General features: G+C 61.5%; 23 protein-coding genes. 6 read left to right on the plus strand and 17 right to left on the minus strand.

Features of this window, described 5'->3' with window-relative positions:
* Nucleotides 1-2 precede the first annotated feature (2 nt).
* From cysT to DFP86_RS08105, 4 genes are all read right to left on the minus strand, one after another.
* Nucleotides 3-842 carry a sulfate ABC transporter permease subunit CysT gene (gene cysT, locus DFP86_RS08090; RefSeq protein ID WP_133679947.1) on the minus strand — a complete coding sequence of 280 codons (840 nt, stop codon included), beginning with the start codon at nucleotides 840-842 and terminating at the stop codon, nucleotides 3-5.
* A 120-nt stretch (nucleotides 843-962) separates the two neighbouring features.
* The gene (locus DFP86_RS08095; RefSeq protein WP_166642194.1) at nucleotides 963-1,730 is read right to left on the minus strand and encodes an HvfC/BufC N-terminal domain-containing protein; all 768 of its coding nucleotides are present in this window, start codon (nucleotides 1,728-1,730) and stop codon (nucleotides 963-965) included.
* The gene (bufB, locus tag DFP86_RS08100; RefSeq protein WP_133679951.1) at nucleotides 1,714-2,574 is read right to left on the minus strand and encodes an MNIO family bufferin maturase; all 861 of its coding nucleotides are present in this window, start codon (nucleotides 2,572-2,574) and stop codon (nucleotides 1,714-1,716) included. The genes DFP86_RS08095 and bufB overlap by 17 nt, the downstream gene beginning before the upstream one ends.
* A 15-nt stretch (nucleotides 2,575-2,589) precedes the next feature.
* Nucleotides 2,590-2,847, minus strand: a complete 258-nt coding sequence (locus DFP86_RS08105) for a BufA1 family periplasmic bufferin-type metallophore (protein ID WP_133679953.1) — start codon at nucleotides 2,845-2,847, stop codon at nucleotides 2,590-2,592.
* Between the two features lie 177 nt (nucleotides 2,848-3,024).
* Between DFP86_RS08105 and DFP86_RS08110 the strand changes: the two genes are divergently transcribed.
* Nucleotides 3,025-4,284, plus strand: coding sequence for a glutamate-5-semialdehyde dehydrogenase (locus DFP86_RS08110; protein WP_133679954.1), 1,260 nt, complete (start codon nucleotides 3,025-3,027; stop codon nucleotides 4,282-4,284).
* 274 nt (nucleotides 4,285-4,558) lie between these two features.
* Nucleotides 4,559-5,047, plus strand: a complete 489-nt coding sequence (locus tag DFP86_RS08115) for a universal stress protein (protein ID WP_133679956.1) — start codon at nucleotides 4,559-4,561, stop codon at nucleotides 5,045-5,047.
* A 14-nt stretch (nucleotides 5,048-5,061) separates the two neighbouring features.
* Here the strand turns inward: DFP86_RS08115 and DFP86_RS08120 are convergent, their stop codons facing one another.
* On the minus strand, nucleotides 5,062-5,826 hold the full coding sequence (locus DFP86_RS08120; protein ID WP_133679959.1) for a TlyA family RNA methyltransferase: 765 nt from the start codon (nucleotides 5,824-5,826) through the stop codon (nucleotides 5,062-5,064).
* 120 nt (nucleotides 5,827-5,946) lie between these two features.
* Between DFP86_RS08120 and DFP86_RS08125 the strand changes: the two genes are divergently transcribed.
* Entirely contained in the window at nucleotides 5,947-6,573 is a 627-nt protein-coding gene (locus DFP86_RS08125) for a YceH family protein (protein ID WP_133679961.1), read from the plus strand.
* A gap of 69 nt (nucleotides 6,574-6,642) precedes the next feature.
* On the opposite strand, the gene DFP86_RS08130 is transcribed toward DFP86_RS08125, so the two are convergent.
* The 3 genes from DFP86_RS08130 to DFP86_RS08140 form a co-directional block, all read right to left on the minus strand.
* Complete coding sequence (locus DFP86_RS08130) at nucleotides 6,643-8,658, minus strand: prolyl oligopeptidase family serine peptidase (RefSeq protein ID WP_133679963.1); 2,016 nt, start codon at nucleotides 8,656-8,658, stop codon at nucleotides 6,643-6,645.
* A 50-nt stretch (nucleotides 8,659-8,708) separates the two neighbouring features.
* Complete coding sequence (ltaE, locus tag DFP86_RS08135; protein ID WP_133679964.1) at nucleotides 8,709-9,731, minus strand: low-specificity L-threonine aldolase; 1,023 nt, start codon at nucleotides 9,729-9,731, stop codon at nucleotides 8,709-8,711.
* Nucleotides 9,732-9,849: 118 nt separating this feature from the next.
* Nucleotides 9,850-10,074: a hypothetical protein gene (locus DFP86_RS08140; RefSeq protein WP_133679966.1), complete on the minus strand. Its 225-nt coding sequence runs from the start codon at nucleotides 10,072-10,074 to the stop codon at nucleotides 9,850-9,852.
* 277 nt (nucleotides 10,075-10,351) lie between these two features.
* On the opposite strand from DFP86_RS08140, the gene DFP86_RS08145 reads away from it, so the two are divergent.
* Nucleotides 10,352-11,125, plus strand: a complete 774-nt coding sequence (locus DFP86_RS08145) for a tRNA threonylcarbamoyladenosine dehydratase (protein ID WP_133679969.1) — start codon at nucleotides 10,352-10,354, stop codon at nucleotides 11,123-11,125.
* 36 nt (nucleotides 11,126-11,161) lie between these two features.
* Here DFP86_RS08145 and DFP86_RS08150 read toward each other — a convergent pair whose 3' ends face one another.
* From DFP86_RS08150 to DFP86_RS08190, 9 genes are all read right to left on the minus strand, one after another.
* On the minus strand, nucleotides 11,162-11,692 hold the full coding sequence (locus tag DFP86_RS08150; protein ID WP_208108262.1) for a hypothetical protein: 531 nt from the start codon (nucleotides 11,690-11,692) through the stop codon (nucleotides 11,162-11,164).
* Nucleotides 11,693-11,826: 134 nt separating this feature from the next.
* Entirely contained in the window at nucleotides 11,827-12,819 is a 993-nt protein-coding gene (oppF, locus tag DFP86_RS08155; protein WP_133679971.1) for a murein tripeptide/oligopeptide ABC transporter ATP binding protein OppF, read from the minus strand.
* Nucleotides 12,812-13,807: an oligopeptide/dipeptide ABC transporter ATP-binding protein gene (locus tag DFP86_RS08160; protein WP_133679973.1), complete on the minus strand. Its 996-nt coding sequence runs from the start codon at nucleotides 13,805-13,807 to the stop codon at nucleotides 12,812-12,814. The genes oppF and DFP86_RS08160 overlap by 8 nt, the downstream gene beginning before the upstream one ends.
* A gap of 28 nt (nucleotides 13,808-13,835) precedes the next feature.
* The gene (locus DFP86_RS08165; protein WP_133679975.1) at nucleotides 13,836-14,750 is read right to left on the minus strand and encodes an ABC transporter permease subunit; all 915 of its coding nucleotides are present in this window, start codon (nucleotides 14,748-14,750) and stop codon (nucleotides 13,836-13,838) included.
* Nucleotides 14,751-14,760: 10 nt separating this feature from the next.
* Entirely contained in the window at nucleotides 14,761-15,681 is a 921-nt protein-coding gene (gene oppB, locus DFP86_RS08170; RefSeq protein ID WP_133679977.1) for an oligopeptide ABC transporter permease OppB, read from the minus strand.
* Between the two features lie 153 nt (nucleotides 15,682-15,834).
* A complete protein-coding gene (locus DFP86_RS08175; RefSeq protein WP_133679979.1) occupies nucleotides 15,835-17,454 on the minus strand; it encodes a peptide ABC transporter substrate-binding protein in 1,620 nt (539 codons plus the stop codon).
* A gap of 577 nt (nucleotides 17,455-18,031) precedes the next feature.
* A complete protein-coding gene (pyk, locus tag DFP86_RS08180; RefSeq protein ID WP_133679981.1) occupies nucleotides 18,032-19,450 on the minus strand; it encodes a pyruvate kinase in 1,419 nt (472 codons plus the stop codon).
* A gap of 8 nt (nucleotides 19,451-19,458) precedes the next feature.
* A complete protein-coding gene (pyrC, locus tag DFP86_RS08185; RefSeq protein ID WP_133679983.1) occupies nucleotides 19,459-20,514 on the minus strand; it encodes a dihydroorotase in 1,056 nt (351 codons plus the stop codon).
* A gap of 18 nt (nucleotides 20,515-20,532) precedes the next feature.
* Nucleotides 20,533-20,763: a sulfurtransferase TusA family protein gene (locus tag DFP86_RS08190; protein WP_133679985.1), complete on the minus strand. Its 231-nt coding sequence runs from the start codon at nucleotides 20,761-20,763 to the stop codon at nucleotides 20,533-20,535.
* A 125-nt stretch (nucleotides 20,764-20,888) separates the two neighbouring features.
* On the opposite strand from DFP86_RS08190, the gene DFP86_RS08195 reads away from it, so the two are divergent.
* Complete coding sequence (locus tag DFP86_RS08195) at nucleotides 20,889-21,665, plus strand: NRDE family protein (protein WP_133679987.1); 777 nt, start codon at nucleotides 20,889-20,891, stop codon at nucleotides 21,663-21,665.
* A gap of 10 nt (nucleotides 21,666-21,675) precedes the next feature.
* Nucleotides 21,676-22,209, plus strand: coding sequence for a CNP1-like family protein (locus DFP86_RS08200; RefSeq protein WP_133679989.1), 534 nt, complete (start codon nucleotides 21,676-21,678; stop codon nucleotides 22,207-22,209).
* Nucleotides 22,210-22,335: the final 126 nt, after the last annotated feature.

Raw genomic sequence — 22,335 nt, forward strand, 5'->3', positions numbered from 1 at the left:
CCTTATCGACCGACGCCGTGGCGGCGGGCCACGCGCCACTGCAGCGCATTGATCAGCAATAGACAGACAAAGGAAATGGCCAGCATCACCACGGCCACTGCCGTCGCGCCATGTAAATCGTATTGATCGAGTTTGGCGACGATGATCAGCGGCGCGATCTCCGACACGCGTGGAATATTGCCGGCGATGAAAATCACCGAACCGTACTCGCCGGCACCACGGGCGAAAGCCAGCGCCGCACCGGTCAAGAGCGAAGGCAGCAAAGTCGGTAGCAACACCCGGCGAGCGATTTGCCAACGCGATGCGCCCAGGCAGCTGGCGGCCTCCTCCCATTCCTTTTCCAGCCCCTGCAACACCGGCTCCACGGTACGCACCACGAAAGGCAGACCGATGAAAGTCAGCGCCACCACGATGCCCAAGGGCGTGAACGCCACTTTGAGGCCGAGCGGTTCGAGCCACTGCCCGATCAGCCCGGACGGCGCGTACAGGCCCGTCAGGGCAATGCCGGCCACCGCGGTGGGCAGGGCGAAGGGTAGATCGATCATCGCGTCGAACAGCCGCCGACCGGGAAACGAATAGCGCACCAGCACCCAGGCCACCAACAGGCCAAAGGCGCTATTGATCAGGGCGGCGCATAGCGACGTTGCGAAAGACAGCCGGATCGACGCCAACACGCGCCCGTCGGCCAGGGTATGCGCGAACGCGCCCCAGCCCATGCCGGCGGTCGACACAATCAGCGCGGCGAAGGGCAGCAGCACGATCAGGCCGAGCCAGAACAGACTGACACCGAAGGCCAAGCGAAAGCCCGGCAGCATACTGTATTGGCGATTGAGAAGGCTCATGATCCGACGGATTTGGAAAAGGAAATCAATTCGATAGCTGACTATACCGCCCGATTTTTATTCCCATAAATAATATCGAGAAATACCGATAGCCTAATGGGTTATAAAACGAAACAAATCCTAACAGTGAACCCGCCCGATCAGGCCTAAGCCGATCAGACGCGATAACGACGACTGCAAATCGAAGCTCGCCGTGTCCGGCACGACGCTCAGCGCCTGGTACAGGCTGCAACCAGCATCCAGCGCGCGTACGAACGCCGCCTCGGCCGTTTCCAACGCCGTCACGACGACACCGGCGTCCGGACGGCGGCTCACCAGCACGCTCTGCGCCAACGAGAAATCCACTTGGCACGAGCCATGGTGGGTCGGCTGATTGACCCGCCAGATGTCGTACAGCGGCCACACCGACACCAACACGGCATGTGCCGGTATCAGTTCGAAACACAATTCGCCCCAGTCGTCCGCGGCCGTTGCCGCCAAGCGCGACAGATCGGGGGCCGCGGCATCGGCCGCCGCACCGACCTGCTGGATGGCCCATTCCAGCCTGGCGACATCGGCCAGATAGGGCAACTCGGCCAACGGGGCGAAATCGGCGAGAAAATCGGCAAAGTCGCCGCCGTAGCGGTTCAGGTCGCCGCTGCGGCTCGGCCGCGTCAAGGCATAACGCCGCGCCACCGCACGCAGAAAATCGTCGCCGACGATGCGACCCACCAGCGGAAAACCGAGCGTCAGCGCACCCGTCAGGCTGGTCAGCACACCCTCCCGGTACACCTGCAACGCCTGCGCGGCGCGCGCAGGATCGCCGGCGCAACAGGCGAGCAGCGGCCCTTCGTCGTGTTGAAACACCGCGTCGGCAAAGGCCGTCTGCAACTCACGCAGGGAGTACATCGTGACGCTCCCGGTAAGCATCCAGATAGCCCTGGGCCTGTGCGGCCTCGTTTTGCAACACAGCGAGCGTCGGCAAATCCCGATCCCATTCGATCAACGTCGGCCGTGGCCCAAAACGTCGCACGGCATCGTAAAACAATGCCCACACCGGTTGCGCGACTGGCCGGGAATGGGTATCGATCAAGAGGCCACCCACTTCCTCGTGACCGGCCAAGTGGATCTCGGCCACCGCATCGGCCGGCATGGCGTCGAGAAACGACTGCGCCGAAAACCCGTGATTGACCGCGCTGACGTACACATTATTGATGTCCAGCAACAACAGACAGCCGGTGCGACGCGCGACTTCGGCGACGAAGTCCCACTCAAGTAGATCTTCCGGCAAAAACCGCAAATAACTGGCAATGTTCTCCAGCAAGATGCGCCGTCCAAGCGCCTGCTGAACCTGATCGATATGCTGGCAGACCCGCTGAAGCGCTTCGCGGGTATACGGCAGGGGCAGCAGGTCGTTCAGGCAACGGCCACCGATGGCCGACCAACACAAATGTTCGGACACCGCAGCCGGTTCGATGCGTACGACCAGCCGCTTGAGCCGACGCAAGTGGTCGGGATCGAGCGCATCCGCGCCGCCGAGCGACATACCGACGCCATGCAGGCTGACCGGATAGTGCTGACGCACCGACTCAAGCGCCGCCAACGCGGGGCCGCCCGCCATGAAATAGTTCTCGCTATGCACTTCCACCCAAGCAAGACGCGGCCAATCGGCGCATACCTCGTCCAGGTGGGCGGCACGCAATCCGATACCGGCCTGTACCGGCAACGCGCAATCGCGGGGAACAACCGGCATATAACGAGGCACCGGTTAGTGCTTCGCAGCGGGTTGGAGCTTGCCGCCCATTGCCTGGCAGGTTCCGGCCGGTACCAGTTTGAAATCGTTCGGATCGTTATCGACCTTGGACTGACCGGCGCAAGAGTGCTTGCTGTACTGGCTGGCGCAATCGTTCTTGCCGGCTTTGGCGACACCGTAACATTGCACTTTTTCGGCCGCTGTCGCGACGCCGGTCAGGCCCACGGCCAACAGCCCCAGTGCTGCGGATTGAATCATTTTGCGTGCGTCCATCTGAATTAGATCTCCTTGGTTTGCATCCCGCTGCAGGACGTTCTATTGAAATGTTAGGTTTTTTTACGGCAACCGCCGATTTTTTGTGCGCAAGCAACGTCGTCAGCCAGTCGGCGAGCCACTTGCCGCTCCGCATCATGTCGGTTACGCTCGATTGCATCAGAACGGGACAAAATAATGGACATCAAACGCTATATGCAACAGGTCGGTCGTGCGGCACGCGCCGCCAGCCGCGAACTGGCGCGCGCCGATAGTGGCCGCAAGAACCGGGCCTTGCTGGCCATGGCCGAGGCGGTCGAACGCGATCGCGCGTTATTGACCGCCGCCAACGGCAAAGATCTGGACGCGGCGCGCAGCGCCGGCCTGGAGGCGGCCTTACTCGACCGCCTGACGCTGTCGGATGCCGGCATCACCGCCATGGCCGAGGGCCTGCGCCAAGTTGCGGCGCTCCCCGATCCGGTGGGCGAGATGAGCGATTTTTCCTATCGTCCCTCCGGTATTCAACTCGGCAAGATGCGGGTGCCGCTCGGCGTGATCGGCATCATTTACGAAGCTCGGCCCAACGTCACCGCAGACGCGGCGGCGCTGTGCCTGAAAGCCGGCAACGCCGCCATCCTGCGCGGCGGTTCGGAAGCCTTCCATAGCAACCAGGCCATCGCCGCCTGCGTACATGAAGGGCTACGGGTCGCCGGTCTGCCGGATACGGCGGTACAAGTCATCGAAACCACCGACCGCGCGGCGGTCGGCGAACTGATCACCCTATCGGAGTATGTCGACGTGCTGGTGCCGCGCGGGGGGAAGGGACTGATCGCGCGGATCAGCGCGGATGCGCGCGTACCGGTCATCAAGCATCTGGACGGCAACTGCCACGTATTCATCGACGAGCGTGCCAATCTCGAACAGGCGCTGGCGATTGCCATCAATGCCAAGACCCAGCGCTACGGCACCTGCAACACCATGGAAACGCTGCTGGTGCACCAGGCGGTGGCGGCCGAGATCCTGCCGCGCCTGGCGACAGCCTACGGCGAAAAAGGGGTGGCGCTGCGCGGCTGCGAGCGCACCCGCGCGCTCTTGGGGGCGCAAGTCGCCGCCGCGACCGAGGAAGACTGGTTCACCGAGTATCTGGCGCCGATCCTGGCGATCAAGGTGCTCGACGACCTCGATCAGGCGATCGACCACATCAACCACTACGGCAGCCATCACACCGATGCCATCGTCACCGAGGATTACAGCCGAGCGCGCCGCTTTCTGCGCGAGGTCGACTCATCCAGTGTCATGGTCAATGCCAGCACGCGTTTCGCCGACGGATTCGAATACGGCCTGGGTGCGGAAATCGGCATTTCCACCGATAAGATCCACGCTCGCGGCCCGGTTGGATTAGTCGGCCTGACCAGCCAAAAATGGGTGGTGCTCGGCGACGGACAGGTACGGGGTTAAGGCGCACGCCACACTACAGATGGCCAACAAATCCCCAGCCTGTGCACAAGCTGTGAACAAGCTGTGAACAAAGGCTGGGAATCATTCTCAATTCCTAAGTACTACCACTTAAAGGCCACTTTTCTTTTGGCAAAGCCCCGGTAAGTTGCATAAAACAGCTAGTGAGTCTCCTGGTTACAGGGCTCATTGGCCCCCCGCAGCCATTTCTGCCCACCCTCCCCGGGTGGGCATTTTTCTTGGCGCTGCGACAAGATGACAATAGATAGGCGCTTACATGTATCAGCACATCATCGTCGCCGTTGATGTCGACCAGCACACCGACAAGGCACTGCTTGCCGCAGGCCAGTTGGCCAAAATGATCGGCGCGCGTTTGACCGTGGTACACATCGTCAATCTGCAGGATTTGGCACGGGCGGATAGCGAATTGGTCTCGACGCAGACGCTGCACGAGCAAGTACTGCAACGTGGCCGAACACTGTTGCAACAAGCCCGCCGGCGAGTGGTCGAACAACACGGCATCGAGCCGCTGGCGCATCTAGGGGAAAGCTGGCATGGCAAGCGCGATATGGCTTCGGTACTGGTGCGCTTTGCGATCGCGGTGGATGCCGACCTACTGGTGCTGGCCACGCACAGTCGCACCGGCATCATGCACAAGCTCATGGGAAGTTTCATCGAAAATGTGATCCGGACGGCCCCCTGCCCACTGATGATCGTACGTAGCCCGGGGAGCGAAACCGTTGCCGACACGCCGTTGGTGGCTTAGGCACCGGAGCAGGGTCAGCGGCCTTTGCGGGCGAAGATGAAGAATTCGCGATTGCCGTCGCCGCCGGTGATCGGGCTATCGAACCACTTGAGCACTTGCAAGCCCTCGGCCGTCACCGCATCGCCGATCTTGCGGCGGACGCCGTCGTACAGTCGAGCATCGCGGACGATCCCCCCCCGACCGATCCCCTCCCGACCCACCTCGAACTGGGGTTTGACCAGCGACAGCAAATAGCCACCCTCGGCGAGTAGCGCCAAAGCCGAAGGCAAAACCAGGGTCAGGGAAATGAACGACACATCGCAAACGATCAGATCGAACGGCCGATCCCGGTTGGCCGCCAACAGCGCAGAGCGATCCAGCGCACGCGCATTGACGCCCTCGAAGTAACGCACCCGCGCGTCACCGCGCAACCTAGCCGCCAATTGGTCGTGACCGACGTCGACGCCGACAACGCTTTCCGCACCAGACTGCAGCACGCAATCGGTGAAGCCGCCGGTCGACTGCCCGACATCCAACACAGACATGCCCGCCACCGATAGCCCCGTTTCGGCCAGCGCGCCGACCATCTTCAGACCACCGCGCGACACGAAGCGATCGGCCGGATCGGGGGTAATGTAAAACGCGCTAAAACCGTCGGCGAATTTCTGCCCAGGCTTAGTCATGGGTACGCGCTTGCCGCCGATTTCCACGCTGACGCGCCCGCTATCGATCAGATGCTGGGCATTGGTGCGGGATGGGGCAAGGCCCAATTCGACGAGCAGGAGGTCGGCACGGATCATGGTCGGTTTCGATGAGGCTCTGACAAAGCCGACAGCGTGGCGGCGCGCGCGAAAGCTGTCAACTGCAATGCCGCTGCCGGATGTTAGAATCGCATTTTTAAGCGAGAGACGAGACGGCCCATGGATGGATATCAACTCAGTCCAGAAGAAGTGCGTGTGCTCGGGGCGCTGGTAGAAAAACAAGCGCTCACGCCAGATGCCTACCCGCTAACGCTCAACGCCCTGCTCGGTGCCTGCAACCAGCTCACCAGCCGCGAACCGGTCATGCAGTTGGCCGAACACGATATCCTCGCCGCCCTGGATCGACTGCTGGCGCAGAAGCTGGTGGCGGAACGCACACCGGCCGGCAGCCGGGTCGCCAAATACGAGCACCGACTCAACTACGAATGGAATATCGATGGCGCACGCCTGACGGTACTGGCGCTCTTGATGCTGCGCGGCGCGCAGACCGCAGCCGAGATCCGAGCGCGTAGCGGCCGTATCTACAGTTTTTCTAGCATCGAGGAAGTGGATACCGCGTTGAACGCGCTAGCCGACAAATACCCGCCGATGACGGTCAGGCTGGCACGCCAGCCCGGCGCGCGCGAAGCGCGCTGGATGCACCTGCTCGGCGGCGAGCCTCTGCAGATGGTGGAAGAATGCCGTGAAATCGACGTCGGCTTAGCCGGGCGCGTCGCCGCACTGGAAGCTCAAGTCGAGGCGCTCAAGACGCGGCTGGTCGAACTCGAAGCGCGTATAGAGGATTAGCGTAGGGGGAGTCATCGCGGCTGACGCCGCTCCTACACTATTTTTCGTAGGAGCGGCCGCGAACAGCGCTCAATCAAACAGCCGCTGATACAAATACACCAGCACCCGCGCCAGATCGGTGGCCGTCTGCACCTGCCCGGCATTGCCGCTATGGCCGCCGCTATCGGTTTCGTAGAACAACGGCGGCTGTCCCAGTTCGTTGAGTCGCGCCACCATCTTGCGGGCGTGCGCCGGATGCACCCGGTCGTCGCGCCGGCTGGTGGTGAACAACGCCTGCGGATAGGTCACGCCGGGCCGCAGTTGATGATAAGGCGAATAGGCCTGCAAATGCGGCCGCTGGTCGGCGTCGTCCGGATCGCCGTATTCGTCGATCCAGCTCGCACCGGCTAGTAGCCGGGTGTAGCGCAGCATATCGAGCAGCGGGACTTCGCATACCACCGCCTGGAACAGTTCCGGCCGCCGCACCATGGCCGCGCCGACCAACAAGCCGCCGTTACTGCCGCCCTCGATGGCCAGATGCCGCGAATCGGTCACGCCGCGCGCGATCAGATCTTCGGCGACCGCGATGAAGTCCTCGAAACTCACTGCGCGACGCACGCCTTGCGCCGCCTGATGCCAAGCCGGACCGAACTCGCCGCCGCCGCGGATATTGGCCACCACGAATACCCCGCCCTTTTCCAGCCAATGCGGACCGAAGTTATCCATGTAATACGGCAGCATCGCCACTTCGAAACCGCCATAACCATAAAGCAGGGTCGGTGCCCGGCCATCGAACGGCAGATCGCGCGGACGCACGATGAAGTAGGGAATCGCCGTGCCGTCCGGCGCGCAGGCGGCCCACTGCTCGGCAACGAAACGATCTGCGTCGAATGCGGCAGGCTGCGAACGCAGGCATTCCGGCTCGCCGTGCGGCAATTCGAGCCGATACAGGCCAGTCGGCGTCAAGAAATCGCTATAGCTGTAGTAGAGGCTGTCGCTCTCCCAGGGCTGGTCGACAAACTCGATCACACCATCCGCCTGGGCCTGCAATGGCCACTCGCGCCAGCCCCCCTCCTCGCGTCCGAAAGCCAGCAGTCGGCTGCGTACATTTTCCAGCAGGTTGACCAGGATGAAGCCTCGACTGCACTCCACCGAGTCGACCGAGGCGCGTTCGCCCGGCGCGACCAACACGGCAACCCGATCGCTCGCCAACGTATAGGTCACGAGCGCGCCGGCCGGCAGCAACTGTTCGTCGCGCTGCCAATCCTGCGCCAACTTGACCACCAAGTCGCCATGCAGCCAGGCCAACACCTCGGCCTCGGCCGGCAGCGGCAAGGCCCGGGTCGTCAAATCGGCGTCGACCACATGGTAGGTCTTGCGATAGAAGCTATCGGACGACTCGATCATATCCAGATAGCCGCCGTCACAGGCCAAAAACCGCCAGGCGGTCACCATCATGGCGTCTTGCGATGCGGCAAACAGCCGCCGCGCCTGCGACCAGTCCGCGCCGCGCGACAGTATCCACACTTCGCGCGGATAGCCGGCCCTGGTGCACTGCGCCTCATCCCACGCAGGGCAGACGAACAGACTGTCCGGATCGCGCCAAGCGACATGGTTCTTGCCGAAGGGAAGGCTGAAGCCGCCCTCGACAAAATCGGCCGCCTCCAGGTCGTATTCCCGCGTCACCGCGGCATCGCTGCCGCCCTGGCACAGCGTCAGCAAACAGCGGCTTGGGGCCAGCGTGTAATGCGAAACGCCCTCCAGGTACCAGTCTTGCCCTTCGGACTCCGCCAACCGGTCGATATCCAACACCACCTGCCAATCGCTCGCGCCAGCCCGATAGGCCGCCAGCGTGGCACGACGATACACGCCGCGCGGGTGCTCGGCGCTTTGGTGAAAGTTGTACAACCAGTCGCCATGTTGGTTGAAATACGGAATCTGCCGAGTGTCGCGTAGCGACTGCAGAATCTCCTCCGCCAGCGGCTCGAAGCGCGGGTCGGCATCGAGCACCGAGCGCGTCTGGGCGTTCTGCGCCTCGACCCAGTCAACGGCTTTCGCGCCGTCGATCGGTTCCAGCCAAAGGTAAGGGTCGGCGTGTTCGGTCATGGTGTCGTCGGTCGATCGTGAAAGAGGGCGAGGGTAGCACAAAGCCGCCGCTAAAGCCCCGACCGCATGGCGGCGACGATACGGTCGATTTCGCCGCGACCGACCTGCCAGTGCGTCACCATGCGCATGCGGCCGGCCTCGGGTGGGTTGGCCTTGACCCCCGCCGCCTCGAGCGCCGCCATCAGCGGCGCGACCGGCAACGAAGCGGGCAGCGAGAACCACACCAGGTTGATCTCCACCGCGGCCAAATCGACCTCGACCCCGGGTAGCCTAGCCAATTGCTCGGCCAGATAGCGCGCGTTGGCATGATCTTCGTCCAGCCGCTGGCTCATGTCGTTCAGCGCGATCAGTCCGGGCGCCGCCAATACGCCAACCTGGCGCATACCGCCCCCCAGCAACTTGCGCTTACGACGTGCCTCCGCGATGAAGTCGGCGCGGCCGGCCAAGATCGAACCGACCGGTGCGGCCAAGCCCTTGGACAGACAGAACATCACACTATCGGCCAACGCGGCGATCTCGCGCACGTCGGCGCCCAGACTGACCGCGGCATTGAACACCCGTGCGCCGTCGAGGTGGATCGGCACGCCATGCTCGTGGGCAATGGCGCGGATCTCGCGCATGTATGCCAGCGGCAATACGCGGCCGCCCGAATGGGCATTCTCCAGGCAGATCAGCCCGGTCTTCGGGCAGTGGATATCGTCCCCCACCCGAATGCGGCGAGCCACTTCGGCAGTCGGCATCATGCCGTCGCGACTGTCCACGGTGCGTAGCTGCACGCCGGCGATCACCGCGGCCGCGCCAGCCTCATGCCAGACGATATGGCAATCGTCGGCAGCGATCACTTCGTCGCCGCGCAGGCAATGGGTAAAGATCGCCAACTGATTGCCCATGGTGCCGGTCGGCACGAACAACGCCGCTTCCATCCCCAATTTATCCGCCGCCTGCGCCTCGAGCGCCTGCACGGTCGGGTCGTCGCCGTAAACATCGTCGCCGACCGGCGCGTATTGCATCACCTCGCGCATCGCCGGGGTCGGCTGGGTGACGGTATCGCTGCGCACATCGATCCACTGCATCGTATTTCCCTTCGAATATCTAAAATGGCGCAACGGCGACCGAAGTCGCCGTTGCTGTCAGACATCACATCCGACCCGTGCCGGACTGACCGGCTAGTTCATCGCGGCGCTTACGCCGTCAGACACCATAAGCTTGCTTGATTTGGCTCACGCGTTCCTGCGCTTTGAGGATAGCGTGCGGCGTCATGCCGATCTGCGTGCCGCACTTGCATCGGACGGGGACATCGGGCGACAGAACCTTTAGGTCGACCCGGCTTTCATGCCCGCATGTATCGCAGGCAATCACCACGGTGGCGTTGTAATGCTTGTCGAGGTCGATATCGAATCTCGGCGACTGCTTCATGGGACTCTCCCTTGCAGAAACGACGAAAAGCCTTGCAGCGCACCCACGGAAACCTCGACGACACAACGGCGAAAACCATCGGGATCCGACCGTAAAGCGCGCAAGACTCTAACTGTACGATAGCGAGGGGGCGAAGAACGCACCAGCACTTTTTCTTGCGCCCAAGAAAAACCCGAACGCGCGTTGTATGCGCGCCACCCGGGCAAGGAGTGGCCAGCGCCCACCCTTTGCAGTATGCTTGGCCGCCTTGCATAGGAACCCTAGGGCATTCAAAGACATGGACCAATCATCTGCCAATCTTGAACGCCGTTTCGGCGGCATCGGCCGCTTGTACGGCGCCGACGCGCTGACGCGTTTCGCCGCTGCGCATGTTTGCGTGATCGGGGTAGGCGGGGTCGGCTCCTGGGCGGTGGAAGCGTTGGCGCGCAGCGCCGTCGGCAAGCTGACGCTGATCGATCTCGATAACGTGGCCGAGTCCAACGTCAACCGCCAGTTGCCGGCGCTCGATCCGAATTTCGGCATGGCCAAGGTCACCGCGCTACATCAGCGAATTCTGGCCATCAACCCGGCCTGCCAAGTCACCGAAATCGAAGACTTCGTCACGCTCGACAATCTAGACAGCCTACTCGACCGCGGCTACGACTTTGTCATCGACTGTATCGACGAACTCAGGGTAAAAACCGCCATCGCTGACTGGTGCGTAAAGAAACGCCAACCGTTCATCGTCAGCGGCGGTGCCGGCGGCCAGATGGATCCGACACAGATCAAGTGCGACGACTTGGCCGAAGCGCGCTACGATCCGCTGCTGTCGAAACTACGCTATAACCTGCGTCGCCAGCATGGATTCGCGCGCGAAGGCCGCATGCGCGTACCCTGCGTCTACTCGACCGAGCAATTGATCTACCCGCAAACGGCCTGCGACACGGCCACGGCCGGCGCGCCGCAGGGATTGTCCTGCGCGGGCTTCGGCGCCAGCATGACCGTCACCGCCAGCTTCGGCCTGGTCGCGGCAGCGCAAGCGTTGAAGGCGCTGGCCAAGAGCCGGCGATAGCGCGGCAATCCGCACTATCGCCGTAAGACACATGGTTTATTTGGCGGCGGAAGCGGCAGCGTCCTTGGCCGGCTCCTCGGTATCCAGCTCGTAGCTCGGATCCTTGACCCATTCGACCATATCCTCCGCAATCTGCTTGGTGCAACGTTGCAAAATCGAACAGGTGCCCTTGAAAGCGGCCAATGGACCGCCGGTCGACCAGCGCGTCAGCTTACCCTCGCGCACCAGCTTGCCATCCTCGAACAACTGCGGTTTGACCGTGATCGCCTTGGGGCCGCTCCAACCGCCGCCACCTACGCCCATCACAAAGGAAATGCGCATACGCAGCACGGTTTTGCCGCTGTGATCCGCGTTGGCATCGATGGTGCCGTTTTTGTCGTTATCGTCAACCAGCGCCGCACCGACATCCTTGGCCAGCATCTCCTCGATCTTGCACGAGGCCTTGACCGAATCCACCACCCCCGCATCCGCGGTGTATTGCACCGGGGTTTCCAACAGGACACCGGCAGCTTGGCTCTGCTGCGCCAGCAGCAACGCCGCGACACTGAACAACATTGTTTTTTTCATTTGTATTTCCAAGCAAAGGGTTATCGACAGCCCGCCATTTTATTATCGACATCATTTAATATGAAAATATTTTATTTACCTGCCATTTGTTCACCCTAACGAAAAAGCCGCCCGGGGGGGCGGCTTAGGCGGCATCACACCAGCAGGCACGAACACTGCGTCTTGTCATCGACGCGATGCAGCTTGGTCGGCTCCTTGGCGCAGCGCTCTTGGGCTTGCGGGCAGCGGGTGCGGAATACGCAACCGGAAGGCGGGTTGATCGGCGAGGGCAAATCGCCGGCGAGCAGCTGGATGGTCTTGTGGCGCTCGCGCTCCGGATCGGGGAACGGGATCGCCGACAACAGCGCCTGGGTGTACGGGTGGGTCGGATTGTCGTAGAGCGCGTGCTTGCCCGCCAACTCCATCTCGCGCCCCAGATACATCACCAGAATGCGATCCGAGATGTGCTTGACCACCGCTAGGTCGTGGGCGATGAAAATCAGCGACAGCCCCATCTCGCGCTGCAATTCCTTCAGCAGGTTGATGATCTGCGCCTGGATCGACACGTCGAGCGCCGATACCGGCTCATCGCAAATGATCAGTTTCGGTTCGAGAATCAACGCACGGGCAATGCCGATGCGCTGGCACTGGCCGCCGGAGAACTCGTGCGGGTAGCGATTGATCTGCTGCTCGGTCAAGCCGACACGCTTCATCATCTTTCGCACGCGCGCCATAACTTCGGTGTCACCCAATTCCGGGCGATGGGTGCGTAGCGGTTCGGCGATAATCTGCGCCACGGTCATACGCGGATTCAGCGAGGCCAGCGGATCTTGGAAGATCATCTGGATATCGCGCCGCACGCGATGCCAGTCGCGGGCGTCTCCCTTGCGCAAGTCCTTCCCCATCCAAACGATTTCGCCATCGGTGGCCGGAATCAAATTGAGGATGGCGCGCGACAGCGTCGACTTGCCGCAACCGGACTCGCCGACCACACCGAGCGTCTCGCCGGGATACAGGTCGAACGACACGCCATCGACCGCCTTGAGCGTCTTTTTCGCAGCCCAGGGCCAGGCGGAGTCGCCATGGGCGACCTGAAAGTGGACTTTGACATTGCGCACCGACAGGATCGGCTGTTGAGCTTCAGACATGGGCAGCCTCCTTGTTGTCTACGGTCAGTTCGGCGACGGGAATGTGGCATGCGCGCAGCGCGCCGCCATCGATTGCCACCAGCGGCGGAATGGTGTCGGCGCAACCGGCGCGGGCATGCGTGCAACGCTCGGCGAACGGGCACCCCTTGGGCATGTGCGCCAGGTTCGGAGGATTGCCGGGGATGCTGGTCAATTCGTCGTCATTGGCTTCGAGATGCGGCAAGGCGCCCAATAGGCCGATGGTGTACGGATGGGTCGGACGGTAGAAGATGTGGTCGGCGTCGGCATGTTCCATCACGCGGCCGCCGTACATCACCATCACCTTATCGCACAGGCCGGCCACTACGCCCAGGTCATGGGTGATCATGATGATGGCGGTGCCGAAGTCGCGCTGCAGATCCTTCAACAAGCTGAGGATCTGCGCCTGCACAGTGACGTCCAGTGCGGTGGTCGGCTCGTCGGCCACCAGTACTTCCGGTTCGCACAACAACGCCATGGCGATCATGACGCGCTGGCGCATCCCGCCGGAGAACTCGTGCGGATACATGTTGACGCGGCGCGCTGCCTCGGGGATACGCACCGCATCCAGCAGTTCGATGGCGCGTTTCTTGGCCGTGCGACGGCTCATGCCCTTGTGCAGCTCCAACACCTCGGTCATCTGGCGTTCGACCGTCAGATAGGGATTGAGCGAGGTCATCGGATCCTGGAAGATCATCGAGATGCGATCGCCGCGGATGCGGTTGAGTTCGCGCGGGCTCATGGTCAACAGGTTCTGGCCGTGAAACAGCGCCTCGCCGCTGGCGGTGCCGTTCTTGGCCAACAGACCCATCATGGCCAGCACGCTCTGGCTCTTGCCGGAGCCCGATTCGCCGACGATGCCCAGGGTCTGCCCCTGGTTCAGCTCGAAGGTGAGGCCGTTGACGGCATTGACCATGCCGTCGTTGGTCCGAAACTGCACCCCGAGGTTACTGACGTTCAAAATACTCATGGCTTATCTCATCTATCCCGCGGGGTGGTCATCGGTCTTTCGGATCGAGGGCATCGCGCAGCCCGTCGCCGATGTAGTTGGTGCAGTACAGGGTCAACGACAGCAAGGCTGCCGGAAACAGCATCATCCACGGTTGCGATTCCATGGTCTTGGTACCGTCGCCGATCAATACGCCCCAACTGGTCATCGGCTCCTGGACGCCCAACCCGAGGAAGGACAACACAGACTCGGTCAAGATCACGCCCGGCACGGTCACGGTAGTGTAGATCACCACAATGCCCAGCAGATTGGGGACGATGTGACGCCGGATGATGGTCGGCGTCGACACACCGATGGCATGCGCTGCTTCGATGTACTCCTTGGAGCGAATCGACAAGGTCTGCCCGCGCACCACGCGCGACATATCCATCCAGCTTAGGATGGTGATGGTCAGTACCACCAGGTAGAACTCGCGACCGAGCAAGGTCACCATCAGAATGGCGATCAGCAGATAAGGCACGGCGTACATCATGTCCACCATACGCATCATCAGGTTGTCGATCTTGCCGCCCATGAAGCCGGCGGTCGCGCCCCAGATCACGCCGATGATCACGGCGGCGATGGTGGCCAAGGCCCCGACCATCAGCGAGATACGCCCGCCGATCAAGGTGCGAACCAGCAGGTCTCGGCCGAGATCGTCGGTACCGAACCAGTGCCAATTCTGCAGGGTGGGCGCCAGGCTGATGGCATCCCAGTCGGTGCTGTCGTAAGTGTGCGGCAGCAACATCGGGCCGAAGACACAGGCCAGGGTGATCAAGACCAAAATCACCAGGCTGACCACGGCGGCCTTATTGCGCATGAAACGGATACGCGCGTCGCGCCACGGACTGCGCCCCTGCACGACGGGTTGGTTCAGGACATTTTCCAGCGTGGCGGCGGCAGCCGCCTGTTTCTTTTTAAACATCTCTGCCTCCTCAATAACGGATTTTCGGGTCGAGCAAGGCATAGGCCAAGTCGACGAGGAGGTTGAACAGCACGGTCATAAAGGTCACCAACACCACCAGCCCCAATACCAGCGTGTAATCGCGGTTGGCTGCACCGTTGACGATCAGCTTGCCCAAGCCGGGCAGAGAGAAAATCGATTCTGTCACGACAGCGGAGGTGATCGAGGAGATCGCCAGCGGCGCCAGCAGGGTCACCACCGGCATCAGCGCGGGCTTGAGCGCATGGCGGAACACGATGGTACGCATCGGCAAGCCCTTGGCGCGAGCGGTGCGGATGAAATTGCTGTTCATGATTTCGATCAGGCTGCCGCGCATGACGCGACCGATGGTCGACACATTGATGAAGGTCAGCAGCGCCACCGGCAACACCATGTAGCTGACGGCGAAATCGTCCCAGCCGCCGGACGGCAGCCACTTCAACAGGATCGAAAACACTAGCACCAGCACCGGGCCGATAATGAAAGAGGGAAAGGCACTACCCATATTGCTGATCAGCATGACCAGATAATCGATGGGGCTGTTCTGCCGCAAGGCGGCGACGATGCCCAGCACGACGCCCAGCACCAGCGAGATGATGAGCGAACTGCCACCGATAGTCAGCGACACCGGCAGCGCGTGGGCGACCAGTTCGTTGACGCTCCAGTCGGCATAACGGAACGAAGCGCCCAAATCGCCTTGCAATAGGCTCTTCATGTAATACAGGTATTGTTGCCACAGAGGCATATCAAGATGATATTTGGCCTGCAGGTTGGCCAGCACGGCCGCAGAAACCTTACGTTCGCCGTCGAACGGCCCGCCCGGGGTAATGTGCAACAGCAGATAACAGACCGTCGTCACGGCCCATACGGTTGGAATGGTCACCAACACGCGGCGCAGAGTATAAGACCACATCGCTAGAACTCCTGTTCATCTCGCGCTTATCGGACAGGCGTACGCCCGCCCATGCAAAACGCATAAGACGAAGACTCGACAATCATCGGCCGGTTGCCCCTCGCGGAACAACCGGCCTCATTAACATGGGACTCACGCCCCCTGCGAATCAGCTTAGTGCTGGATGATGTAGAGTTCCTTGCTGCGATAACGGTCAACCGGGTTCTTCAGCGAGTAGCCGCCGACATACGGCTTCACCAGACGCGGCAGCGTGTACTGCAGCACCGGGATCAACGGATAGTCATCCATGATCATCTTGGTCGCCTGGGTCAGCAGTTGCGTGCGCTTGACCGGGTCGGTGGACATATTGCCCTGCTCGATCAAATCCTCTGCCTTCTTGTTGCAGTTGAAGTTGTCGTTCTGGGTATTGCCGCACTGAACCAGGGCCAGGAAGGAGGTGGCATCGTTGTAGTCGGCCAACCAGCCGTTACGGGCGACTTGGTAATCGCCGTCGTGACGCTTCTTCAGGAACACCTTGAATTCGGAGTTATCCATCGAAGTGTTCAGGCCCAGTTTGGTCTTCCACTCGGAAGCGACGAAGATCGCCATCTTCTTGTGGTAATCGCTGGTGTTGTAGGACAGATTGAGGGTGGTGCCCGGCTTCACGCCTGCGGCGGCCAACAGTTTCTTGGCCTCGGCCACGCGCTTGGCCATCGGCCAGGTCGCCCAGTCGTAGGTGGTCGGCTTGGCGCCGTTCACACCCTTGACGATCACGCTATAGGACGGCAGTTGACCGTCGGCGGTGATCTTCTGCGCCATCAAGTCGCGGTCGATGACCATCGACAGCGCCTTGCGCACGCGCACGTCCTTGAACATCGGCAGCTTGTTGTTCAGGCTGTAGTAGCGCAAACCGAGAATGGTCGAGGTCTTGAGATCCTTCGGCATGTCGGACTTGAGCTTGGCGAAAGTGCCCGGCGGGATTTCGTAGGTCATGTCGGTTTGGCCCGACTGATACAGCTTAACGTCGGCCGTCTGATCTTCGATCGGCAAGAAGCTGACCTTGGTCAACTGCACGTTCTTGGCGTCCCAGTACTGCGCGTTCTTGGCGATCACGACCTTGCTGTTGACTTGCCACTCTTTCAAGACGAACGGGCCGTTGCTGACCATCTTGCCGGGCTTGGTCCAGTCTTTGCCGTACTTGTCGATCACCGCCTTCGGCGCCGGGCCGAGCTGGGCGTTGGACATCAGTTCGGGCAGGTAGGACACCGGGAAGGCGGTGGTGACTTCCAAGGTGCTCTTATCGAGTGCCTTGACGCCCATGGCGGTCAACGGCTTCTTGCCGTCGACGATGTCTTGGCCATTGGCGAAGAAAATGCCGAAAGTGCCGGCATAGGGCGCGGCCAGCTTCGGATCGACCAGGCGGCGGATACCATAGACGAAATCGTCAGCAGTGATGCTGCTGCCATCGGACCACTTGGCGTTCTTGCGCAAGTGGAACACCCAGGTGGTCGGGCTGGTCTGCTTCCACGACTCGGCAACGCCGGGATGCAGCTTGCCTTCGTTGTCGGTGGAGGTCAGGCCTTCGAACAGGTCATGGGTGATGATATTGGCCGGTACGCCCTCGACCACCATCGGGTCGAGCGATTCCGGCTCGGAACCGTTGGAGCGCACCAATTCCTGAGTGGCGGCCAGTTTCACACCGGCGGGTACCTTGGCGGCCAGCGCGGCGCCAGGTACGGCCAGTGCCAGAGCGACAGAAGCCGCAATCACACTCAGCACGTTCTGCTGTTTCATTTCGTCTATTCTCCTGTATTTCTTGAGTGCTGCCGATCGGCAGCTTTTTAGGTTTTCCCGATCGATTTTTTGAATCGTGCGGATGGAGCCTATTATGCTCTTGCATTTTTTATGACATCAAGTATTGAACGGCAGGAGATTTTAAAAAAACGCAATCGGAGACAATTTCCCCGACATGCAACATGTCCGTGCCATCCCCGTACCCCATGAGCATGAAATGCCACCACTTTCCTTGCCTTTCGCAATATTCGGCGAAAACGCGACTCATTCCCATAAAAGATCGCGCATCGCGGCAAAAACCCGGCGGTAAACACAGTCGAAACGACCGCCAAACCCGCTTATGCAAGTGACAAAAAATTTATTGTTATAACCAATAACTTAATATTTTATGCCTCAGCGCCCTTTTTCCTGCCCTAGCATCCATCAATCGGATTGACTTACAGTCCGACAAAAGACGAGCGCCAGATTCGACCAACAAAAACAGCCCAGTAGGCGCGATGCCTACTGGGCTGTTTGCGACCCGCCGAATCGGATTTCACATAACCGACGACGGCAGGTCGAACCTTCCCGGCAAGTTTTACTCTCCGACTGTGGCGATACGCAACAGATTGGTCGCGCCAGGCGTGCCGAAGGGCAAACCGGCGGCGATCGCCAGCATCTGCCCCGGCTCGGCGAAGCCATGCGACTTGGCCAAGCGGCAGGCCGCTTCGGTCATTTCGTCCACCGATTCGGCATCCTTGGTCACGACGGCATGCACCCCCCACACCAGCGCCAACTGGCGCGCCGTGGTGGCACGCGGCGTCACGCACAGTACCGGCGCTTCCGGCCGTTCGCGCGCCACGCGCAAGGCGGTATGCCCCGAGGTGCTATAGGTGACCATTACCGGCAAGGACAAGGTGTGGGCGATCTGACGCAAGGCGGCGCCAATGGCATCCGGCGCCGTGCCGCGCGGGTCGCTGTGCGATGCGTCCAGCATCGCCTGATGCAAGGGATCGCGTTCAACCTGGGCAATGATCCGATCCATCATCGACACCGCCTCGACCGGGTACTCGCCCGAAGCCGATTCGGCCGACAGCATCACCGCATCGGCACCGTCATAGACGGCGGTCGCCACGTCGGAAGCTTCCGCACGCGTCGGCACCGGTGCGTGCACCATCGAATCCAGCATCTGCGTCGCCACGATCACCGGCGTACCCTTGGCGCGGCATACGCGCAGGATGCGGCGCTGCGTCGGCGGCACCAACTCGGGCGGCATCTCCACCCCGAGGTCGCCGCGCGCCACCATGATGCCATCGGCTGCATCGACGATAGCCTCCAGGCGCTCGATCGCTGCCGGCTTCTCCAACTTGGCCATCACCAGCGCACGGCCGGCAACCAGCGTTTTCAATTCGACGATATCTTCCGGGCGCTGCACGAAGGACAGCGCCACCCAATCGACGCCGAGCGTCATGCCGAAAGCCAAATCCTGCCGATCTTTGGTGGTCAACGGCGACAACGGTAGTACCACGCCTGGTACATTCACACCCTTGCGATCAGACAGATCGCCGGCGGTCCGGACCACGGTTTCGGCATCTTGCGGGGAGCAGCGCACCACTTCGAGTTTGACCCGGCCGTCGTCGAGCAGCAGTTCGCTGCCCGGCTTGAGCGCGGCGAAAATTTCCGGGTGCGGCATTCCGACACGCTCGGCACTGCCAGGTTCAAGCGACTGATCGAGGCGGAAGGCCTGGCCCGCGACCAGATGCACACTACCGCTGGCGAAGGTCGCGATGCGCAGCTTGGGTCCCTGCAGATCGAGCAATACGCCGATGGGGCGTTCCAGCTCTGCTTCGACACTGCGGATGACCGCCATGCGTTCGGCGTGTTGCTCGTGGGTGCCGTGGCTGAAATTCAGCCGGAAAACATCGGCGCCGGCGCGGGCCAGCGCCAGGATCGTGTCGCGGGAAGAACTCGCCGGGCCTAGCGTGGCGACAATTTTGGCTTTTCGATGTCTGCGCATCTGTTCACCTATCGTGTGCGGTGCGTAAGGGTTTGCACCAAAGTCCAAGGAATCGTCTCGCCGGCCGAGAGCGGCACCAATTGCTCACTGCCGAAAGCCAGCGAGGTCGGGACGATCTGCGGTTTCCGTTCCAGCGTGATCTGGTCGGTATTACGCGGCAAGCGATAGAAATCCGGGCCGTTGAAACTGGCGAAGGCTTCCAGCCTGTCCAGAGCGTTCACACTGTCGAATGCTTCGGCATAGAGTTCGATGGCTGCGTTGGCGGTATACATGCCGGCGCAACCACAAGCACTCTCCTTGGCGCCCCGTGCATGCGGCGCGCTGTCGGTACCGAGAAAGAACTTCTTCGACCCGGAGGTGGCCGCCCGCAGCAGCGCCTGACGATGAACCTCGCGTTTGAGGACCGGCAGGCAATAGTGATGCGGGCGGATCCCGCCGACGAACAGCGCATTGCGGTTCATCAGCAGATGGTGGGCCGTCAGGGTGGCGGCCAGATTGTCGCCCCCTTCGGCCACGAATTCGGCCGCCTCGCGCGTGGTGATGTGCTCGAATACCACGCGCAGTTCGGGCAGACGCTGCAACAACGGGCTCAAAACGCGTTCGATGAACACCGCTTCTCGGTCGAACACGTCGATGCTCGGGTCGGTGACCTCACCATGTACCAAGAGCGGCAGTCCGCACTCGGCCATGGCCTCCAGCACCGTCATCACGCGATCGATCGCCGTCACCCCCGAGTCGGCGTTGGTGGTCGCACCGGCCGGATAGAGCTTGACCCCATGCACGAAGTCGGCATCGTGCGCACGGCGGATTTCTGCCGGCGTCGTGGCATCGGTCAGATACAGTGTCATCAGCGGTTCGAAGCGACTGCCCGCCGGACAGGCGGCCAGGATACGCTCGCGATATTGTCGAGCGGCGTCGACCGTGGTCACCGGCGGTTTGAGGTTCGGCATGATGATGGCGCGCCCCATCTGGCGGCAGGTGTCGCGCAACACGTCGGCCAATACCGCGCCATCGCGCACATGCAAATGCCAGTCGTCGGGACGAGTCAGAGTCAAGGTATCCATGCGGCTTTCCTGGAAGCGTTACTTGCGTTGTAGAACCAGCTTGAACTTGCCATCCTCGGTGGCGGCCGATTCGAGCAGGGCATTGCCGGTCTGACGACAAAAGGCGGCAAAGTCCGCCGGCGCGCCGGGGTCGGTGGCGATCACTTCCAGTACGGTGCCGCTTTGCATATCGGCCAGCGCCTTTTTTGCCCGCAGGATGGGGAGCGGGCAATTCAGGCCGGACAAGTCCAACGATCGATCTATGTGCATCTTGGGTATTCCAGGTTCATTCACGATACAATGTAAACATTAGCGCCTGCCGATCATCTTGAGCAGGATCTAATAGTGTACGCTGAGTGCGTATGACTCCCAACTTTAGTTGTGGTGACTAACTCATGTGTGTTCTCGCCTTCGCCTACAAAATGCCGGGCTTGGGACAGTTGGTGTTGTTGGGCAACCGGGACGAACAGTACACCCGGCCCACAGAGCCGCTGGACTTCTGGCCGGATCGCCCGGATGTGCTGGGTGGCCGGGATCTGCAGGCGGGCGGCAGTTGGCTTGCCATTCGCAACAGCGGGCGTTTCGCCGCCGTCACGCATATCCGCGAAGGCTACGCCGGCTCGGGCGAACGCTCGCGTGGCGAGCTGGTCAGCCAGTTCGTGCTGGGCGACGAACCGGCACTGGACTACGCCAACAGGATCGCTAGCGCGCGCGAGCATTATGCTCCGTTCAATCTGCTGTTCGGCAGCACCGACGATCTGTATCACTACCATAGCCGCAGCGACCAACTCAGCCGTGTCACCCCCGGCCTGCACACCCTATCGAATGCCACGCTCGACACCCGCTGGTTCAAGACCGAGCGGCTGGCCGACCACCTGCGCGGACTACGCGCCGCGCCGCGCGAAGATGAAGCCTTCGGCTGGCTGGAAGACAATACTCAGGCCGCGCCTGGGTACTTGCCGAATACCGGTATCGGATCGGCGCTCGAACGGGTACTATCCTCCATCTTTGTCGCCGGACGCGATTACGGCACACGCGCCTCCACCCTTCTGATCGTCAGCAGCCGTGGCGACATTGCCATGTCGGAACGCAGTTTTGGCCTGGCGGGCAAGGAGATCGGCCGACGGCGCTATACCCTGCGGCCGGGCCCTTCGCAGCCCGCCCTTCGTTAACGGAGAACGCATGCATCTCAAGCTTTTTGTCACCGCGCTGGCGTGCGGGTTGCTGGCGCAGACCACGCTGGCCAACCCTTCCAAGGCGGGATACAAGCCAATCAACAATCAGCAATACGCTTTCGAAGATCTCGGCCCATGGAAGGAAGGCGACGTCACCGTGCCGTCCTACCCGGATAAGCCGGATTGGGTGGGTTTTTTCGTGCCGCTCAAGACAAACTATCAATTCTTTGTCGATAGCAAGACCCTGAGCATCGGCCAGGATGGGGTGGTACGTTTCGTGCTGCGCGTGGTCAGCCCCTCCGGGGCGGAAAACGTCAGCTATGAGGGCATTCGCTGTCAGAGCAAGGAAAGCCGATCCTATGCCTTCGGCGACACCCTCGGCAAGAAATGGTATGAATCCACCCGCGCGATTTGGAAACGGTTGTCCGGGGACGACACGACCCGCGAGCGGCTGGCGGAAGACCTCTGCACCGACGACTGGCACGTACCGACGGACGCGCCCCAGGCGCTGATGCTGCTGAAGAAATCACCTTGGCGGTGATTCTTGGGGGGAGCGACATTCGCGGTTGAAACCGCTCCTTGTATTGTGGGAAGTGAAGTTGAGAAGGGGGAGGCTGGATGCCGTACCGCTCCTTAGGCCTAATGCCTGTGACGTAGATTTTGCGCC

The sequence above is a fragment of the Paludibacterium purpuratum genome (assembly GCF_004363805.1).
Taxonomy (GTDB): domain Bacteria; phylum Pseudomonadota; class Gammaproteobacteria; order Burkholderiales; family Chromobacteriaceae; genus Paludibacterium; species Paludibacterium purpuratum.

Coding starts and splice junctions, on each gene's coding strand:
- DFP86_RS08150 (WP_208108262.1), bottom strand. CDS start 11,692: ATGAAAAAAACAATGTTGTTCAGTGTCGCGGCGTTGCTGCTGGCGCAG.
- DFP86_RS08120 (WP_133679959.1), bottom strand. CDS start 5,826: ATGATCCGTGCCGACCTCCTGCTCGTCGAATTGGGCCTTGCCCCATCC.
- oppF (WP_133679971.1), bottom strand. CDS start 12,819: ATGTCTGAAGCTCAACAGCCGATCCTGTCGGTGCGCAATGTCAAAGTC.
- pyk (WP_133679981.1), bottom strand. CDS start 19,450: ATGCGCAGACATCGAAAAGCCAAAATTGTCGCCACGCTAGGCCCGGCG.
- DFP86_RS08190 (WP_133679985.1), bottom strand. CDS start 20,763: ATGCACATAGATCGATCGTTGGACTTGTCCGGCCTGAATTGCCCGCTC.
- DFP86_RS08195 (WP_133679987.1), top strand. CDS start 20,889: ATGTGTGTTCTCGCCTTCGCCTACAAAATGCCGGGCTTGGGACAGTTG.
- DFP86_RS08160 (WP_133679973.1), bottom strand. CDS start 13,807: ATGAGTATTTTGAACGTCAGTAACCTCGGGGTGCAGTTTCGGACCAAC.
- DFP86_RS08110 (WP_133679954.1), top strand. CDS start 3,025: ATGGACATCAAACGCTATATGCAACAGGTCGGTCGTGCGGCACGCGCC.
- pyrC (WP_133679983.1), bottom strand. CDS start 20,514: ATGGATACCTTGACTCTGACTCGTCCCGACGACTGGCATTTGCATGTG.
- DFP86_RS08130 (WP_133679963.1), bottom strand. CDS start 8,658: ATGACCGAACACGCCGACCCTTACCTTTGGCTGGAACCGATCGACGGC.
- bufB (WP_133679951.1), bottom strand. CDS start 2,574: ATGCCGGTTGTTCCCCGCGATTGCGCGTTGCCGGTACAGGCCGGTATC.
- cysT (WP_133679947.1), bottom strand. CDS start 842: ATGAGCCTTCTCAATCGCCAATACAGTATGCTGCCGGGCTTTCGCTTG.
- DFP86_RS08145 (WP_133679969.1), top strand. CDS start 10,352: ATGGACCAATCATCTGCCAATCTTGAACGCCGTTTCGGCGGCATCGGC.
- oppB (WP_133679977.1), bottom strand. CDS start 15,681: ATGTGGTCTTATACTCTGCGCCGCGTGTTGGTGACCATTCCAACCGTA.
- DFP86_RS08125 (WP_133679961.1), top strand. CDS start 5,947: ATGGATGGATATCAACTCAGTCCAGAAGAAGTGCGTGTGCTCGGGGCG.
- DFP86_RS08105 (WP_133679953.1), bottom strand. CDS start 2,847: ATGGACGCACGCAAAATGATTCAATCCGCAGCACTGGGGCTGTTGGCC.
- DFP86_RS08165 (WP_133679975.1), bottom strand. CDS start 14,750: ATGTTTAAAAAGAAACAGGCGGCTGCCGCCGCCACGCTGGAAAATGTC.
- DFP86_RS08140 (WP_133679966.1), bottom strand. CDS start 10,074: ATGAAGCAGTCGCCGAGATTCGATATCGACCTCGACAAGCATTACAAC.
- DFP86_RS08095 (WP_166642194.1), bottom strand. CDS start 1,730: ATGTACTCCCTGCGTGAGTTGCAGACGGCCTTTGCCGACGCGGTGTTT.
- DFP86_RS08175 (WP_133679979.1), bottom strand. CDS start 17,454: ATGAAACAGCAGAACGTGCTGAGTGTGATTGCGGCTTCTGTCGCTCTG.
- DFP86_RS08200 (WP_133679989.1), top strand. CDS start 21,676: ATGCATCTCAAGCTTTTTGTCACCGCGCTGGCGTGCGGGTTGCTGGCG.
- DFP86_RS08115 (WP_133679956.1), top strand. CDS start 4,559: ATGTATCAGCACATCATCGTCGCCGTTGATGTCGACCAGCACACCGAC.
- ltaE (WP_133679964.1), bottom strand. CDS start 9,731: ATGCAGTGGATCGATGTGCGCAGCGATACCGTCACCCAGCCGACCCCG.